The organism is Pseudomonas sp. LBUM1662, from assembly GCF_059695915.1.
Window position 1 is genome coordinate 6,310,917 of sequence record NZ_CP166793.1, and the last position, 14,913, is coordinate 6,325,829.

A 14,913-nucleotide genomic window follows, 5' to 3' on the forward strand; every position below is an offset into this window, starting at 1 on the left:
CGCCCCTCCAACGCCACACTAGCGCTCATGAAGAACGTCAGCCCCAGCTACCTCAAGCATCACTTCCTGATCGCCATGCCTCACATGGCCGACCCGAACTTTGCGCACACCTTGACCTACATCGTCGAGCACACGGCCAATGGTGCCATGGGGCTGGTGGTCAACCGCCCGCAAGACCTGAATCTGGCCGATATCCTCGAGCAATTGCGCCCCGACATCGAACCGCCCGTGCTCTGCCAGCATGTGCCGATCTTTATCGGCGGCCCGGTGCAGACTGATCGCGGTTTTGTCCTGCACCCCTCGGGCAAGACCTTTCAGGCCACCGTTGATCTGGAAGGCGACCTTTCCTTGTCCACCTCCCAGGATGTGCTGTTCGCCATCGCCGACGGCGTCGGCCCGGCCAAAAGCGTGATCGCCCTCGGTTACGCTGGCTGGGAAGCCGGGCAGCTCGAAGCCGAATTGGCGCAGAACGCCTGGCTGACCTGCCCGTTCGACGCCGACATCCTGTTCAACACCAGCAGCGAACTGCGCCTGGAAGCGGCGGCCAAGCACCTCGGGGTCAATCTCAGCCTGCTGACCAGCCAGGCGGGCCACGCCTGATGGCCCTGCGACTGATTCTGGGTTTTGACTACGGCACCAAACAGATCGGCGTTGCGGTCGGCCAGGTGATTACCGGCCAGGCCCGCGAGCTGTGTACCTTGAAAGCGCAAAACGGTGTTCCTGACTGGAATCAGGTTGAAGCCCTCATTAAAGAGTGGAAGCCCGACGCGGTGGTGGTCGGCCTGCCGCTGAACATGGATGGCACGCCAAGCGACATGTGCCTGCGCGCAGAGAAATTCGCCCGTCGCCTCAATGGCCGCTACAACCTGCCCTTCTATACCCATGACGAACGCCTGACCACCTTCGAAGCCAAGGGTGAACGGCGTGATCGTGGCGGACAAAAGGGCAGCTACCGCGACAACCCGGTCGACGCCATCGCCGCCGCCCTGCTGCTGCAAGGCTGGCTCGACGAAAACACCGCACTGTTCGAATCCTGAAGAGCCGTCATAGCGTCTCTCTTAGCTACAACCCGAGCCAAACCCCGCAGCCTTACTCAAAGGCAGGGCTCGGGCCCAAGAAGGAGCAACCATGAGCCTGCCCAATCCCGCCGAACTGATCAGCCAGATGGCGATCCGTCTCAAGGCACATCTGGAACACCGTGGCATCAGCGAACCGCGCTACATCGGCATTCGTACCGGCGGCGTCTGGGTCGCCCAGGCGTTGCTCGAGGAGCTGGGCAGCGACTCGCCGCTCGGCACCCTGGACGTGTCCTTCTACCGCGACGATTTCAGCCAGAACGGCCTGCACCCGCAAGTGCGCCCGTCCGCCCTGCCATTCGAAATCGAAGGCCAGCACCTGGTGCTGATCGACGACGTGCTGATGAGCGGTCGGACCATCCGCGCCGCCATGAATGAACTGTTCGACTACGGCCGCCCGGCCAGCGTGACGCTGGTTTGCCTGCTGGACCTGGATGCCGGTGAGCTGCCGATCCGCCCGAACGTGGTCGGCGCGACGCTGGAACTGGCTGCCCACGAACGGGTGAAGCTGTCCGGCCCGGAGCTCAAGCTCGAACTGCAAGACCTCGCCCTTTAATTCGCCCTATTGAGAGTCCCCCTCGCGATGACGCCTCTAGAAACCAAGCGCCCGCTGCAGCTCAATGATCAGGGCCAGCTGCGCCACTTCCTCTCGCTCGACGGTTTGCGCCGCGAGTTGCTGACGGAAATCCTCGACACCGCCGACTCGTTCCTCGAAGTCGGCGCCCGGGCGGTGAAGAAAGTCCCGCTGCTGCGCGGCAAGACCGTGTGCAACGTGTTCTTCGAGAACTCCACCCGCACCCGCACCACCTTCGAACTGGCGGCCCAGCGCCTGTCGGCCGACGTGATCACGCTGAACGTGTCGACATCGTCGGCGAGCAAGGGAGAAACCCTGCTCGACACCCTGCGCAACCTGGAAGCCATGGCCGCCGACATGTTCGTCGTGCGTCACGGTGATTCCGGCGCAGCACACTTCATCGCCGAACATGTCTGCCCGCAAGTGGCGATCATCAACGGCGGCGACGGCCGTCACGCGCACCCGACCCAAGGCATGCTCGACATGCTGACGATCCGTCGGCACAAGGGCGGCTTCGAAAACCTCTCGGTGGCCATCGTCGGCGACATCCTGCACTCGCGGGTCGCGCGGTCGAACATGCTCGCGCTGAAAACCCTCGGCTGCCCGGACATCCGCGTCATCGCGCCGAAAACCCTGCTGCCGATCGGCATCGAGCAATACGGCGTGAAGGTTTACACCGACATGACCGAAGGCCTGAAAGACGTCGATGTGGTGATCATGCTGCGCCTGCAACGCGAACGCATGACCGGCGGCCTGCTGCCGAGCGAGGGTGAGTTCTACCGCCTGTTCGGCCTGACCACCGCGCGTCTGGCCGGGGCCAAACCCGATTGCATCGTCATGCACCCGGGGCCGATCAACCGTGGAGTGGAAATTGAGTCGGCGGTGGCCGACGGACCGCATTCGGTGATCCTCAACCAGGTCACTTACGGCATCGCCATTCGTATGGCTGTGTTGTCCATGGCCATGAGCGGGCAGACTGCGCAACGTCAATTCGAGCAGGAGAACGCCCAGTGAAGCTCAGCATTCTCGGCGCACGCGTTATCGATCCAGCCAGCGGCCTGGATAAAGTTACCGACATTCATATTGAAGCCTGCAAGGTCGTTGCCCTTGGCGCCGCGCCCGCCGGTTTTGTACCCGTCGACACCCTCGACGCCAAAGGCCTGGTGGCCGCCCCTGGCCTGGTTGACCTGAACGTCGCCCTGCGCGAACCAGGTTATAGCCGCAAAGGCTCGATCGTCAGTGAAACCCGCGCCGCTGCAGCTGGTGGCGTGACCAGCCTGTGCTGCCCGCCGAAAACCAAACCGGTGCTGGACACCTCGGCCGTGGCCGAGCTGATCCTCGACCGCGCCCGCGAGGCCGGCAACACCAAGGTTTTTCCGATCGGCGCCCTGAGCAAAGGCCTGGACGGTGAACAGCTGGCTGAGTTGGTCGCCTTGCGCGATGCCGGCTGCGTGGCCTTCGGCAACGGTCTGGAGAGCTTCCGCAACACCCGCACGCTGTGCCGGGCGCTGGAATACGCGGCGACCTTCGACCTGACGGTGATTTTCAATTCGCAGGACCATGACCTAGCCGAAGGTGGCTTGGCCCACGAAGGCCCGACCGCGAGTTTCCTCGGCTTGCCGGGCATTCCGGAAACCGCTGAAACCGTGGCGTTGGCCCGGGACCTGTTGCTGGTCGAGCAAAGCGGCGTGCGTGCGCACTTCAGCCAGCTCACCAGCGCTCGCGGCGTGGCGTTGATCGCTCAAGCTCAGGCTCGCGGCCTGCCCGTCACCGCCGATGTGGCGTTGTATCAACTGATCCTGACCGACGAAGCGCTGATCGACTTCAGCAGCCTCTATCACGTCCAGCCGCCACTGCGCACCCGCGCCGACCGCGATGGCTTGCGTGCGGCGGTGAAGTCGGGCGTGGTCTCGTCTATCTCCAGCCATCACCAGCCGCACGAGCGGGACGCCAAACTGGCGCCGTTTGGCGCAACCGAGCCGGGCATCAGCAGTGTTGAACTGCTGCTGCCGCTGGCGATGACGCTGGTGGAGGATGGGTTGCTGGATCTGCCGACGTTGTTGGCTCGACTCAGCACAGGGCCTGCCGAGGCGCTGCGCCTGCCGGCCGGTAAGCTGGCCGTAGGCGGACCGGCGGATATCGTGCTGTTTGATCCGGCGGCTTCGACCGTGGCCGGTGAGACCTGGCTGTCCAAAGGTGAGAACTGCCCGTTTATTGGGCATACCCTGCCGGGCGTCGTGCGCTACACCCTGGTGGATGGGCGGATTAGCCACCAGGCGTAAAGCCGCGTCGCCTGCATTCGCGAGCAAGCCCGCTCCCACATTCGACCGCATTCCTCTGGAGGGAACTCGGTCAAATGTGGGAGCGGGCTTGCTCGCGAAGACTTACTGGAAGGTGCCGCGATTCTGAGCGTTGCGCACACACACTTGGTCATTCAGCGTCCAGAAGTCATACAAAACCCCCAGAAAGAACAACCCGCCCGTCACCAGGTACAGTAATCCGCTGATCCACTTCCCCTGATACATCCGGTGTACGCCGAATACCCCGAGAAACGTCAGCAGAATCCACGCCACGTTGTACTCGATAGGCCCGGCGGTAAAACGCAGGTCCGCTTCACGGTCCATGGCCGGGATCAGGAAGACGTCGATCAGCCAGCCAATACCCAACAATCCAAAGGTGAAAAACCAGATCGTCCCGGTCACCGGCTTGCCGTAATAGAAGCGGTGAGCCCCGGTAAAACCAAAAATCCACAGCAGGTAGCCGATCACTTTGCTGTGCGTGTCTTGCTGCTGGCCAGCCTGTTGATAGGTGTTCATGAGGGTCCTCGATTCACGCGATAGATAAATATTCTTGAATTCTTTGTGACTTTTTTACAGGTTGCCGACGTATGGCAAATGTTAACGTGGGTTCCGTCAAAGCCTTATACCACCTGTGTTCTGTCCGACAATTGCGTCCATTTGCCGCTTATTTGGTTCCGTTGACCACAACTTGAATCGACCAACGGCCTCGGAAGGGCAAAAAACTCTGTTATAAAGTTGCGCGCTAACCCATATGAGCCTTGCCTAATGCGTCCATTTTTCAAGACATGGCTAACCATTTGCCTTTTGATGCCACTGGCCGCCCACGCCACCAATCGTGAGCAACGTCTTCCAAACGTTAATGGTTACACCCAAAAATCCCATGTTTCTGCTCCTACGAGCAAAAACAAGAAATCCGAAAAACGTGTTCCACAGCTGGCTAGCAAAAGCAGCCTTGTTCCGCCGATGGCGACCAAGGAAAGCAGCAACGTGCTAAGTCGCGCCGTCAACGTCCTCGGTACACCTTACCGTTGGGGCGGCAGCAGCCCAAGTAAAGGGTTCGATTGCAGCGGCCTGGTGAAATACGCGTTCAACGACGCCACGTTTGACCTGCCACGCACGTCCAACGCGATGGCCAGCGGTCATGGCGAGAAAGTCGATCGCAAGGATCTGAAGCCGGGCGACCTGATTTTCTTCAACATCAAGAGCCGTCGGGTCAATCACGTTGCCATCTACCTGGGCAACGACCGCTTTATCCACGCACCGCGTCGTGGCAAGTCGGTGACCATCGACACCCTGAAGAAACCGTACTGGGAAAGCCACTACGTGGTTGCCAAGCGGGTTCTGCCGAAAGAGAAGAACACCCTTCAGGTGGTTCAGCGCTGATTTGAAGTCCCCTTCGCGGGCAAGCCTCGCTCCTACAGGTTAAGCATGTGCCGCAAAAATGGCGCATGACCTGTAGGAGCGAGGCTTGCCCGCGAAGACATTTCTGAAGCAGTCAGAAATTATCCGGCGACCGCGCTTTCTCCCGCGCATGCTCCCGACTGATCAAGCCCTTGGTCACCAAGTCCTTCAAGCACATGTCCAGCGTCTGCATCCCCAGGTTGCCCCCGGTCTGAATCGACGAATACATCTGCGCGACCTTGTCTTCGCGGATCAGGTTACGGATCGCCGACGTGCCGAGCATGATCTCGTGCGCCGCAATCCGCCCGCCGCCGATCTTCTTGATCAGTGTCTGCGATACCACCGCCAGTAACGACTCGGACAGCATCGAACGCACCATCGACTTCTCGTCCCCCGGAAACACGTCCACCACCCGGTCGATGGTCTTTGCCGCCGACGTGGTGTGCAGCGTACCGAACACCAGGTGACCCGTCTCGGCGGCGGTCAGCGCCAGGCGAATGGTCTCCAGGTCGCGCATCTCCCCCACCAGAATCACGTCCGGGTCTTCCCGCAGCGCCGAGCGCAGGGCCGTGGCGAAGCTGCGGGTGTCGCGATGGACTTCGCGCTGGTTGATCAGGCATTTGCGCGATTCGTGGACGAATTCGATCGGGTCTTCGATGGTGAGGATGTGGTGATGGCGATGGTTGTTCAGGTAATCGATCATCGCCGCCAGGGTGGTGGACTTGCCGGAACCGGTCGGGCCCGTCACCAGCACCAGGCCGCGCGGGGCCTCGGTGATCTTGCGAAACACCTCGCCCATGCCGAGGTCGTCCATGCTCAGGACCTTCGACGGAATGGTCCGGAACACCGCGCCCGCCCCCCGGTTCTGATTGAACGCGTTGACCCGAAAGCGCGCCACACCGGGCACTTCGAAGGAAAAATCAGTTTCCAGGTGTTTCTCGAAGTCCACCCGTTGGGTGTCGTTCATGATGTCGTAGATCAGCTCATGCACCTGTTTGTGGTCCAGGGCCGGCAGGTTGATGCGCCGCACATCGCCGTCAACGCGAATCATCGGGGGCAGGCCGGCAGACAGGTGCAAGTCGGACGCGCCCTGTTTAGCGCTGAAGGCCAGCAGCTCAGTGATATCCATAGCGCTCCTCAATTCCAGTAGAATGCCGCCAACCTCAGAACCGCTGGCGCCTCTTGAATGTCCACGATAGCAGACAACATTGCACTGGTTAGTTCGCGCATCCGTGCTGCCGCCCTCGCCGCCCACCGCGACGAACACAGCGTTCAACTGCTGGCGGTGAGCAAGACCAAGCCTGCCGAGGCCGTGCGCGAAGCGTATGCCGCCGGCGTGCGCGATTTTGGCGAGAATTACTTGCAGGAAGCCTTGGGCAAACAGCTCGAATTGGCCGACCTGCCCTTGATCTGGCACTTCATCGGCCCCATTCAATCGAACAAGACTCGTGCTATCGCCGAGCACTTCGCCTGGGTGCACTCCGTGGATCGCTTGAAAATCGCACAACGCCTGTCCGAACAACGTCCTGCCGATCTGCCTCCCTTGAACATCTGCATCCAGGTCAACGTCAGCGGTGAAGCCAGTAAATCCGGCTGCACCCCGGCCGACCTGCCGGCCCTGGCCAAGGCCATCAGCGAATTGCCGCGCATCAAGCTGCGCGGGTTGATGGCGATCCCTGAGCCGACTGAAGATCGCGCCGCCCAGGACGCCGCTTTTGCTGCCGTGCAAAGCCTGCAAGCCAGCCTGAACCTGCCGCTCGACACACTTTCCATGGGCATGAGCCACGACCTCGAGTCGGCCATTGCCATGGGCGCCACTTGGGTCCGCATCGGTACGGCCCTTTTCGGCGCTCGCGACTACAGTCAGCCTTGAGCCATGGCTGACACACCTCTCTATAAGGACCTGACATGAGCAAGACACGCATTGCCTTTATCGGTGCCGGAAACATGGCTGCCAGCCTGATCGGCGGCCTGCGCGCCAAAGGCCTGGACGCTGCACAGATCCGCGCCAGCGACCCCGGCGCCGAAACCCGCGCCAAGGTGCAGGCCGAACACGGCATTGAAGTATTCGCCGACAACGCCGATGCCATTCAAGGTGCAGACGTCGTTGTGCTGGCAGTCAAACCCCAAGCGATGAAAGCCGTGTGCGAAGCGATTCGCCCGAGCCTGAAACCGAATCAACTGGTGGTTTCGATTGCGGCCGGCATCACCTGCGCCAGCATGAACAACTGGCTCGGCGCCCAGCCGATCGTGCGCTGCATGCCCAACACCCCGGCGCTGCTGCGTCAGGGCGTGAGCGGTTTGTTTGCCACGGCCGAAGTGAACGCTGAGCAACGCCAGCAAGCTGAAGAGCTGTTGTCGGCTGTCGGCATTGCCCTGTGGCTGAACGAAGAGCAACAACTGGACGCGGTCACCGCCGTCTCCGGCTCCGGCCCGGCGTACTTCTTTCTGCTGATCGAAGCCATGACCGCTGCTGGCGTGAAGCTCGGCCTGCCAGCGGACATCGCCGCCCAACTGACAGTGCAAACCGCATTGGGCGCCGCACACATGGCGGTTGCCAGCGATGTCGACGCGGCTGAATTGCGTCGTCGCGTGACGTCCCCTGCGGGCACCACGGAAGCGGCAATCAAATCGTTCCAGGCCGGCGGCTTCGAAGCGCTGGTCGAAAAAGCACTCGGCGCCGCTGCGCACCGCTCGGCCGAGATGGCTGAGCAACTTGGCCGCTAATCAGCTCTTACAAAGGAATCAATGATGCTTGGACTCAATGACGCTGCCATTTTCATCATCAAAACCCTGGGCAGCCTGTACCTGCTGATCGTGCTGATGCGCTTCATCCTGCAACTGGTTCGGGCGAATTTTTACAACCCGCTCTGCCAGTTCATCGTGAAAGCCACTCAACCGCTGCTCAAGCCGCTGCGCCGGGTCATCCCGAGCATGTTCGGGCTGGACATGTCGTCACTGGTATTGGCGCTGATCATTCAGATGCTGCTGATTGCGGTGATCCTGCTGCTCAAAGGCTTCATGGTCGACTGGCTGTTCCTGGTGCCGTGGGCGCTGATCGCGCTCTTTTCGCTGTTTTTGAATATCATTTTCTGGGCGATGATCATCAGCGTGATCCTGTCCTGGGTTGCCCCGGGGAGCCACAATCCGGGTGCAGAGCTGGTCGCGCAGATCACTGAACCGGTACTCGCGCCGTTCCGTCGGATCATTCCGAACCTGGGCGGCCTCGATATCTCGCCGATCTTCGCGTTCATCGTGATCCAGTTGCTGCAAAGCTGGCTGATCCCGCGCCTTGCGAACCTCGCCCTCATGCCAATGGGGCTGCTCGGCCTGATCTGATCGGCACGCTCACCGCGTCATCGTTCTTCGCGGGCAAGCCTCGCTCCTACAAGATTACGAAATCCCTGTAGGAGCGAGGCTTGCCCGCGAATGCCGCACCTCGGTCCAGCTGAATGAAATCAGCCCCGCCCTTTGCTTGCCGCTAACCCCACCGGTCTTTAGACTTACGCCTCATTTCAACGAGAGCAGGGTCGATGCCAACTGCCTTTCCCGCCGATTCTGTTGGTCTGGTGACGCCGCAAGTGGCGCACTTCAGTGAACCCCTGGCCCTGGCCTGCGGCCGTTCGCTCCCAGCTTATGACCTCATTTACGAAACCTACGGCACGCTGAACGCCACGGCGAGCAACGCCGTGCTGATCTGCCACGCCTTGTCGGGTCACCATCACGCTGCCGGCTTCCACAGCCCCGACGACCGCAAACCCGGTTGGTGGGACAGCTGCATCGGCCCCGGCAAGCCGATCGACACCCACAAGTTCTTCGTGGTCAGCCTGAACAACCTCGGCGGCTGCAACGGCTCCACCGGCCCGAGCAGCGTCAACCCGGAGACCGGCAAGCCCTTCGGCGCCGACTTCCCGGTGCTGACCGTGGAAGATTGGGTGCACAGCCAGGCGCGTCTGGCTGACCTGCTCGGCATCAACCAATGGGCCGCCGTGATCGGCGGCAGTCTCGGCGGCATGCAAGCGATGCAATGGAGCATCACCTACCCTGATCGAATTCGCCATTGCCTGGCCATCGCATCGGCCCCCAAGCTGTCGGCGCAGAACATTGCCTTCAACGAAGTGGCGCGCCAGGCGATCCTCACCGACCCGGAATTCCACGGCGGCTCCTTCCAGGAAGCGGGCGTGATCCCCAAGCGCGGCTTGATGCTGGCGCGGATGGTCGGGCACATCACCTACCTGTCCGATGACTCGATGGGCGAAAAATTCGGCCGTGGCCTCAAGAGCGAAAAGCTCAACTACGACTTCCACAGCGTCGAGTTTCAGGTTGAAAGCTACCTGCGTTATCAGGGCGAGGAGTTCTCCGGGCGTTTCGACGCCAACACGTACCTGCTGATGACCAAGGCGCTGGATTACTTCGATCCGGCGGCGAACTTTGACGATGACCTGGCGAAAACCTTCGCCAACGCCCAAGCCAAGTTCTGCGTGATGTCGTTCACCACCGACTGGCGCTTCTCCCCTGCCCGCTCGCGGGAATTGGTGGACGCGTTGATGGCAGCCAAGAAAGACGTCTGCTACCTCGAGATCGATGCTCCGCAAGGCCACGACGCCTTCCTGATTCCGATCCCGCGTTACCTGCAGGCCTTCAGCAATTACATGAACCGCATTACGTTGTGAGAAAGCCATGAGAGCTGATCTGGAAATCATCCAGGAATGGATCCCCGCCGGCAGCCGCGTGCTCGACCTCGGTTGCGGCGATGGCGAGTTGCTGACCTGGTTGCGCGACCACAAGCAAGTCACCGGCTATGGCCTGGAAAATGACCCGGACAACATCGCCGAATGCGTGGCCAAGGGCATCAACGTCATTGAGCAGGACCTGGACAAGGGCCTGGGCAACTTTGCCAGCAACAGCTTCGACGTCGTGGTCATGACCCAGGCGCTGCAAGCCGTGCACTACCCGGACAAGATCCTCGACGAAATGCTGCGGGTCGGCCGCCAATGCATCATCACCTTCCCCAACTTCGGTCACTGGCGCTGCCGCTGGTACCTGGCGAGCAAGGGCCGGATGCCGGTATCCGATTTTCTGCCGTACACCTGGTACAACACGCCGAACATCCACTTTTGCACCTTCGAAGACTTTGAAGCGTTGTGCCGCGAACGTGAAGCGAAGGTCATTGATCGGCTTGCCGTGGATCAACAGCACCGCCACGGGTGGGCCAGTAAGCTATGGCCTAATCTATTAGGTGAAATCGGTATTTACCGCGTCAGCAGCCCCGGGCTGCAGGATCACAAGATCGCGGTCTGAACCACGACATTCCAAGGAGAACGATCATGGGTCGTCTAGCGCTGTTTGTACTTACTGCCTGCCTGAGCGTTACTGCGATGGCCGCCGACGTCATCAAAGGTGATCGTCAGGAAAAGTTTGGCGATGTGACGGTGCATTACAACACCTTCAACTCCACCTTCCTGACCCCTGATATCGCTAAAGCCGCGGAGCTCACCCGCAGCAAGAACCAAGGCGTGATCAACGTTTCGGTGATCAAGGAAGGCAAGCCACTGATGGCTCAAGTCAGCGGTACGGTCAAAGACCTGACCAGCCAAAGCGTGCCGCTGAAATTCAAACAGATCACCGAACAAGGCGCGATCTACTACATCGCCCAGTTCCCGGTCGATCAGCAAGAAGTCCGCACCTTCGAGATCAAGGTGCAGAGCGGCGACAAAACCAACACCATCAATTTCAACCAAGAGCTTTTCCCCGGCGAATGAACAACTTCACGCAACTCGTACTCGCCAGCCACAACGCCGGCAAACTCAAGGAACTCCAGGCCATGCTCGGCGGGTCGGCGACACTGCGCTCGATCGGCGAGTTCAGCAGCGTCGAGCCTGAAGAAACCGGCCTGTCGTTCGTCGAAAACGCCATCCTCAAGGCCCGCAATGCCGCGCGCATCTCCGGCCTGCCGGCGCTGGCCGACGATTCCGGGCTGGCGGTGGATTTCCTTGGCGGTGCGCCGGGCATCTACTCGGCCCGCTACGCGGATGGCCAGGGCGATGCGGCGAACAACGCCAAGCTGCTCGACGCCATGAAAGACGTGCCGGAAGCCGAGCGCGGCGCACAGTTCGTTTGTGTGCTGGCGTTGGTGCGTCATGCCGACGATCCGCTGCCGATCCTCTGCGAAGGCCTGTGGCACGGACGAATTCTGCATGCCGCCAGTGGTGAGCACGGGTTCGGCTACGATCCGCTGTTCTGGGTGCCGTCGCGTGATTGCTCCAGCGCCGAGTTGAGCCCGAGCGAGAAGAACCTCATCAGCCACCGCGCCCGTGCAATGGATCTGCTGCGCCAGCGTCTAGGCCTGATATGACCCTTGAATCATCCGCGTCACCGCTGATCTTCGGCGGTGCCGCCTCATCGCCTCGGGCCGCGCTCCCCATGCTGCCGCCCCTGGCGCTGTACATCCACATCCCGTGGTGTGTGCGCAAATGCCCTTATTGCGACTTCAACTCCCACACCGCCAGCCCGGTGCTGCCGGAAGAGGAGTACGTCGACGCGTTGCTGGCCGACCTCGATCAGGACCTGCACGCCGTTTACGGTCGCGAGCTGAGCTCGATCTTTTTTGGTGGCGGCACGCCAAGCCTGTTCAGCGCCGAGGCCTTGGGCCGTTTGCTCAAAGGCGTCGAGCAACGCATTCCGTTTGCCAGCGACATCGAAATCACCCTGGAAGCCAATCCGGGCACGTTCGAGCAAGAGAAATTCATCGCCTACCGCGCGCTGGGCATCAATCGCCTGTCGATTGGCATCCAGAGTTTCCAGGAAGAGAAACTCAAGGCCCTGGGGCGGATTCACAACGGCGACGAAGCGGTGCGAGCCGCCGGCATGGCGCGTCAGGCCGGGTTCGATAACTTCAACCTGGACTTGATGCACGGCTTGCCGGATCAGTCGCTGGACGATGCGTTGAGTGACCTGCGCCAGGCCATCGCCCTGAAGCCGACACATCTGTCCTGGTATCAGCTGACGCTGGAGCCAAACACGGTGTTCTGGAACCAGCCGCCGACGCTGCCAGAAGACGACACCCTGTGGGACATTCAGGAAGCCGGCCAGGCGCTGCTCGCCGAACACGGTTACGCGCAATACGAAGTCTCAGCCTATGCGCAACCGGGTCGCCCGGCGCGGCACAACCTCAATTACTGGAGTTTCGGCGACTTCATCGGCATCGGTGCCGGCGCCCACGGCAAGCTCAGTCATCCGGACGGGCGCATCGTGCGCACCTGGAAGACGCGTCTGCCGAAGGATTACCTGAACCCGGCGAAAAGCTTCAAGGCCGGCGAGAAAGCGCTGACCAACGAAGAGCTGCCGTTCGAATTCCTGATGAATGCCTTGCGCCTGACCGAGGGCGTCGAGTCGCGGCTGTACCCGGAACGCACCGGGCTGAGCCTGGACAGCCTCGCCGAAGGCCGCCGGGAAGCCGAACAAAGCGGCCTGTTGCAGGTCGAACCGTCACGTCTGGCGGCAACCGATCGCGGACAGCTGTTTCTCAACGACTTGCTGCAAACATTTTTGAGCTGATTTCAGCTTTAGGGGAAAACGAATGGATTTGATACTCGACCTGCTCGCCACCGTCTCCCGCTGGAGCCGCAGCAACCTGTCGGAGATTTCTCTGGCACTGGTGGGCTGTCTGCTGGTGCTGTTTGGCGCCGATATCAAAGGCTGGGTCGACCAACGCCTGGGCAGCATCGCCGGCGCCCTGCGCGTGCCGTTGCTCGCTCTGGTGTGCATGATCGGCAGCGGCGTGGCACTGATCTACGCCACGCCATGGATCATCAAAGGCCTGAGCCAGTTCAACAACTACAGCCTGGCGCCGGTGTTGTTGGTGGTGCTGGTGCTGATCGGCGTAGTCGCCGACCGCCGCTGAATCACAGGCACAAAAAAACCCGTAGGAGCGAGGCTTGCCCGCGAAGGCGTCGTGTCAGTCAACGATGATGGTGACTGATATGACGCCTTCGCGGGCAAGCCTCGCTCCTACAGGTTTCGGGTCGATCAGGACTGTTTTTCGAACTTCAGGTCCCACACGCCATGCCCAAGACGTTCGCCGCGGCGTTCGAACTTGGTGATCGGGCGCTCGGTCGGGCGCGGGACGCATTTGCCGTCTTCGGCCAGGTTGCGATAACCCGGTGCGACGTTCATGACTTCCAGCATGTACTCGGCGTACGGTTCCCAGTCGGTGGCCATGTGCAGGATGCCGCCGACCTTCAACTTGCTGCGCACCAGTTCAGCAAACGATGCTTGAACGATACGGCGCTTGTGGTGACGGCTCTTGTGCCACGGGTCCGGGAAAAACAGCATCAGGCGATCGAGGCTGTTGTCGGCCACGCAACGGTTGAGCACTTCGATCGCGTCGCAATCGTAGACCCGCAGGTTGGTCAGGCCCTGTGTCAGCACGCCATTGAGCAGCGCGCCGACACCCGGACGGTGCACTTCCACGCCAATGAAATCCTGCTCCGGCGAGGCCGCGGCCATTTCCAGCAGCGAATGGCCCATGCCGAAACCGATTTCCAGCGAGCGCGGTGCCGAGCGACCGAACACCTGGTCGAAGTCCACCGGCGCGTCGGCCAATGGCAGCACGAACAGCGGCGTGCCCTGGTCCAGGCCGCGTTGCTGGCCTTCGGTCATGCGCCCGGCGCGCATCACGAAACTCTTGATGCGGCGGTGTTGGCGCTCGTCGCCTTCTTCCGTCTGGATTGGCGTGTCGTTTGATTCAGTCATCAATGGCTCTTACTTGATCAGACCATCCAGCGGCGAAGAGGCGCTGGCATAGAGTTTTTTCGGCATACGGCCGGCGAGGTAGGCCAGACGGCCCGCGACGATCGCATGTTTCATGGCTTCAGCCATCATGATCGGCTGCTGGGCGTGGGCGATGGCCGAGTTCATCAGTACCGCTTCGCAACCCAGCTCCATGGCGATGGTGGCGTCGGAAGCCGTACCGACACCGGCATCCACCAATACGGGAATCTTGGCTTCTTCGAGGATGATCTGCAGGTTGTACGGGTTGCAGATCCCCAGGCCCGTGCCGATCAGACCGGCCAGCGGCATGACCGCGATAACGCCGATCTCCGCCAGTTGACGGGCGATGATCGGGTCATCGCTGGTGTAGACCATCACGTCGAAGCCTTCCTTGACCAGCACTTCGGCGGCCTTGAGGGTTTCGATCACGTTGGGGAACAGGGTCTTCTGGTCCGCCAGCACTTCCAGCTTCACCAGGTTGTGGCCACCGAGCAGCTCACGGGCCAGGCGGCAGGTGCGCACGGCCTCGGTCGCGTCGAAGCAACCGGCAGTGTTCGGCAGGAAGGTGTAGCGATCCGGCGACAGGACTTCGAGCAGGTTCGGTTCGCCCGGGTTCTGGCCGAGGTTGGTGCGGCGCACGGCAAAGGTGACGATCTCGGCACCCGAGGCTTCGATGGCCAGACGGGTTTCTTCCATGTCGCGGTACTTGCCGGTGCCTACCAGCAAACGCGACTGGTAAGTACGACCGGCCAGGACGAAGGGCTTGTCGCTACGAACGATGCTCATGGGA

General features: G+C 61.2%; 19 protein-coding genes. 15 read left to right on the forward strand and 4 right to left on the reverse strand.

Features of this window, described 5'->3' with window-relative positions; translation table 11 throughout:
• Nucleotides 1–27 precede the first annotated feature (27 nt).
• From ACA049_RS28765 to ACA049_RS28785, 5 genes are all read left to right on the forward strand, one after another.
• Complete coding sequence (locus ACA049_RS28765; RefSeq protein ID WP_497331587.1) at nt 28–600, forward strand: YqgE/AlgH family protein; 573 nt, start codon at nt 28–30, stop codon at nt 598–600.
• Nucleotides 600–1,037 (forward strand): Holliday junction resolvase RuvX, encoded by a 438-nt coding sequence (ruvX, locus tag ACA049_RS28770; protein ID WP_003195067.1) that lies wholly within the window; start codon nt 600–602, stop codon nt 1,035–1,037. The genes ACA049_RS28765 and ruvX overlap by 1 nt, the downstream gene beginning before the upstream one ends.
• Before the next feature lie 91 nt (nt 1,038–1,128).
• Nucleotides 1,129–1,632, forward strand: coding sequence for a bifunctional pyr operon transcriptional regulator/uracil phosphoribosyltransferase PyrR (gene pyrR / locus ACA049_RS28775; RefSeq protein WP_462029647.1), 504 nt, complete (start codon nt 1,129–1,131; stop codon nt 1,630–1,632).
• A gap of 27 nt (nt 1,633–1,659) precedes the next feature.
• Complete coding sequence (locus tag ACA049_RS28780) at nt 1,660–2,664, forward strand: aspartate carbamoyltransferase catalytic subunit (protein ID WP_007897943.1); 1,005 nt, start codon at nt 1,660–1,662, stop codon at nt 2,662–2,664.
• The gene (locus tag ACA049_RS28785) at nt 2,661–3,932 is read left to right on the forward strand and encodes a dihydroorotase (protein WP_497331589.1); all 1,272 of its coding nucleotides are present in this window, start codon (nt 2,661–2,663) and stop codon (nt 3,930–3,932) included. Before ACA049_RS28780 ends, ACA049_RS28785 begins: the two co-directional genes overlap by 4 nt.
• A gap of 102 nt (nt 3,933–4,034) precedes the next feature.
• Here ACA049_RS28785 and ACA049_RS28790 read toward each other — a convergent pair whose 3' ends face one another.
• A complete protein-coding gene (locus tag ACA049_RS28790; RefSeq protein WP_497331591.1) occupies nt 4,035–4,466 on the reverse strand; it encodes an NINE protein in 432 nt (143 codons plus the stop codon).
• Nucleotides 4,467–4,715: 249 nt separating this feature from the next.
• Between ACA049_RS28790 and ACA049_RS28795 the strand changes: the two genes are divergently transcribed.
• The gene (locus ACA049_RS28795; protein ID WP_497331593.1) at nt 4,716–5,333 is read left to right on the forward strand and encodes a C40 family peptidase; all 618 of its coding nucleotides are present in this window, start codon (nt 4,716–4,718) and stop codon (nt 5,331–5,333) included.
• 112 nt (nt 5,334–5,445) lie between these two features.
• Here ACA049_RS28795 and ACA049_RS28800 read toward each other — a convergent pair whose 3' ends face one another.
• Nucleotides 5,446–6,480 carry a type IV pilus twitching motility protein PilT gene (locus ACA049_RS28800; protein ID WP_109635591.1) on the reverse strand — a complete coding sequence of 345 codons (1,035 nt, stop codon included), beginning with the start codon at nt 6,478–6,480 and terminating at the stop codon, nt 5,446–5,448.
• 57 nt (nt 6,481–6,537) lie between these two features.
• On the opposite strand from ACA049_RS28800, the gene ACA049_RS28805 reads away from it, so the two are divergent.
• From ACA049_RS28805 to ACA049_RS28845, 9 genes are all read left to right on the forward strand, one after another.
• On the forward strand, nt 6,538–7,224 hold the full coding sequence (locus tag ACA049_RS28805; RefSeq protein WP_497331595.1) for a YggS family pyridoxal phosphate-dependent enzyme: 687 nt from the start codon (nt 6,538–6,540) through the stop codon (nt 7,222–7,224).
• A 35-nt stretch (nt 7,225–7,259) separates the two neighbouring features.
• A complete protein-coding gene (gene proC, locus ACA049_RS28810) occupies nt 7,260–8,078 on the forward strand; it encodes a pyrroline-5-carboxylate reductase (protein ID WP_438658917.1) in 819 nt (272 codons plus the stop codon).
• Nucleotides 8,079–8,102: 24 nt separating this feature from the next.
• The gene (locus tag ACA049_RS28815; RefSeq protein WP_497331598.1) at nt 8,103–8,690 is read left to right on the forward strand and encodes a YggT family protein; all 588 of its coding nucleotides are present in this window, start codon (nt 8,103–8,105) and stop codon (nt 8,688–8,690) included.
• A gap of 194 nt (nt 8,691–8,884) precedes the next feature.
• On the forward strand, nt 8,885–10,024 hold the full coding sequence (metX, locus tag ACA049_RS28820) for a homoserine O-succinyltransferase MetX (protein WP_497331600.1): 1,140 nt from the start codon (nt 8,885–8,887) through the stop codon (nt 10,022–10,024).
• Between the two features lie 7 nt (nt 10,025–10,031).
• Complete coding sequence (metW, locus tag ACA049_RS28825) at nt 10,032–10,652, forward strand: methionine biosynthesis protein MetW (RefSeq protein ID WP_461956136.1); 621 nt, start codon at nt 10,032–10,034, stop codon at nt 10,650–10,652.
• A gap of 26 nt (nt 10,653–10,678) precedes the next feature.
• Nucleotides 10,679–11,113 carry a DUF4426 domain-containing protein gene (locus ACA049_RS28830; RefSeq protein WP_497331602.1) on the forward strand — a complete coding sequence of 145 codons (435 nt, stop codon included), beginning with the start codon at nt 10,679–10,681 and terminating at the stop codon, nt 11,111–11,113.
• Nucleotides 11,110–11,706, forward strand: a complete 597-nt coding sequence (rdgB, locus tag ACA049_RS28835; protein ID WP_497331604.1) for an RdgB/HAM1 family non-canonical purine NTP pyrophosphatase — start codon at nt 11,110–11,112, stop codon at nt 11,704–11,706. Before ACA049_RS28830 ends, rdgB begins: the two co-directional genes overlap by 4 nt.
• 68 nt (nt 11,707–11,774) lie before the next feature.
• Entirely contained in the window at nt 11,775–12,908 is a 1,134-nt protein-coding gene (hemW, locus tag ACA049_RS28840; protein WP_497337002.1) for a radical SAM family heme chaperone HemW, read from the forward strand.
• 22 nt (nt 12,909–12,930) lie between these two features.
• Nucleotides 12,931–13,254, forward strand: a complete 324-nt coding sequence (locus ACA049_RS28845; protein WP_131061120.1) for a DUF3392 domain-containing protein — start codon at nt 12,931–12,933, stop codon at nt 13,252–13,254.
• A 125-nt stretch (nt 13,255–13,379) separates the two neighbouring features.
• Here ACA049_RS28845 and trmB read toward each other — a convergent pair whose 3' ends face one another.
• On the reverse strand, nt 13,380–14,105 hold the full coding sequence (gene trmB / locus ACA049_RS28850) for a tRNA (guanosine(46)-N7)-methyltransferase TrmB (protein WP_083375541.1): 726 nt from the start codon (nt 14,103–14,105) through the stop codon (nt 13,380–13,382).
• Nucleotides 14,106–14,114: 9 nt separating this feature from the next.
• Nucleotides 14,115–14,909 (reverse strand): thiazole synthase, encoded by a 795-nt coding sequence (locus ACA049_RS28855; protein ID WP_008068101.1) that lies wholly within the window; start codon nt 14,907–14,909, stop codon nt 14,115–14,117.
• Between the last annotated feature and the right edge of the window lie 4 nt (nt 14,910–14,913).

What these genes read in the sequence shown, in the direction of transcription:
- metX (WP_497331600.1), top strand. Translation starts at nt 8,885, where the DNA reads ATGCCAACTGCCTTTCCCGCCGATTCTGTTGGTCTGGTGACGCCGCAA.
- ACA049_RS28795 (WP_497331593.1), top strand. Translation starts at nt 4,716, where the DNA reads ATGCGTCCATTTTTCAAGACATGGCTAACCATTTGCCTTTTGATGCCA.
- rdgB (WP_497331604.1), top strand. Translation starts at nt 11,110, where the DNA reads ATGAACAACTTCACGCAACTCGTACTCGCCAGCCACAACGCCGGCAAA.
- ACA049_RS28805 (WP_497331595.1), top strand. Translation starts at nt 6,538, where the DNA reads ATGTCCACGATAGCAGACAACATTGCACTGGTTAGTTCGCGCATCCGT.
- proC (WP_438658917.1), top strand. Translation starts at nt 7,260, where the DNA reads ATGAGCAAGACACGCATTGCCTTTATCGGTGCCGGAAACATGGCTGCC.
- ACA049_RS28800 (WP_109635591.1), bottom strand. Translation starts at nt 6,480, where the DNA reads ATGGATATCACTGAGCTGCTGGCCTTCAGCGCTAAACAGGGCGCGTCC.
- metW (WP_461956136.1), top strand. Translation starts at nt 10,032, where the DNA reads ATGAGAGCTGATCTGGAAATCATCCAGGAATGGATCCCCGCCGGCAGC.
- ACA049_RS28765 (WP_497331587.1), top strand. Translation starts at nt 28, where the DNA reads ATGAAGAACGTCAGCCCCAGCTACCTCAAGCATCACTTCCTGATCGCC.
- ACA049_RS28815 (WP_497331598.1), top strand. Translation starts at nt 8,103, where the DNA reads ATGCTTGGACTCAATGACGCTGCCATTTTCATCATCAAAACCCTGGGC.
- trmB (WP_083375541.1), bottom strand. Translation starts at nt 14,105, where the DNA reads ATGACTGAATCAAACGACACGCCAATCCAGACGGAAGAAGGCGACGAG.
- ruvX (WP_003195067.1), top strand. Translation starts at nt 600, where the DNA reads ATGGCCCTGCGACTGATTCTGGGTTTTGACTACGGCACCAAACAGATC.
- ACA049_RS28830 (WP_497331602.1), top strand. Translation starts at nt 10,679, where the DNA reads ATGGGTCGTCTAGCGCTGTTTGTACTTACTGCCTGCCTGAGCGTTACT.
- ACA049_RS28845 (WP_131061120.1), top strand. Translation starts at nt 12,931, where the DNA reads ATGGATTTGATACTCGACCTGCTCGCCACCGTCTCCCGCTGGAGCCGC.
- ACA049_RS28855 (WP_008068101.1), bottom strand. Translation starts at nt 14,909, where the DNA reads ATGAGCATCGTTCGTAGCGACAAGCCCTTCGTCCTGGCCGGTCGTACT.
- ACA049_RS28780 (WP_007897943.1), top strand. Translation starts at nt 1,660, where the DNA reads ATGACGCCTCTAGAAACCAAGCGCCCGCTGCAGCTCAATGATCAGGGC.
- ACA049_RS28790 (WP_497331591.1), bottom strand. Translation starts at nt 4,466, where the DNA reads ATGAACACCTATCAACAGGCTGGCCAGCAGCAAGACACGCACAGCAAA.
- pyrR (WP_462029647.1), top strand. Translation starts at nt 1,129, where the DNA reads ATGAGCCTGCCCAATCCCGCCGAACTGATCAGCCAGATGGCGATCCGT.
- hemW (WP_497337002.1), top strand. Translation starts at nt 11,775, where the DNA reads ATGCTGCCGCCCCTGGCGCTGTACATCCACATCCCGTGGTGTGTGCGC.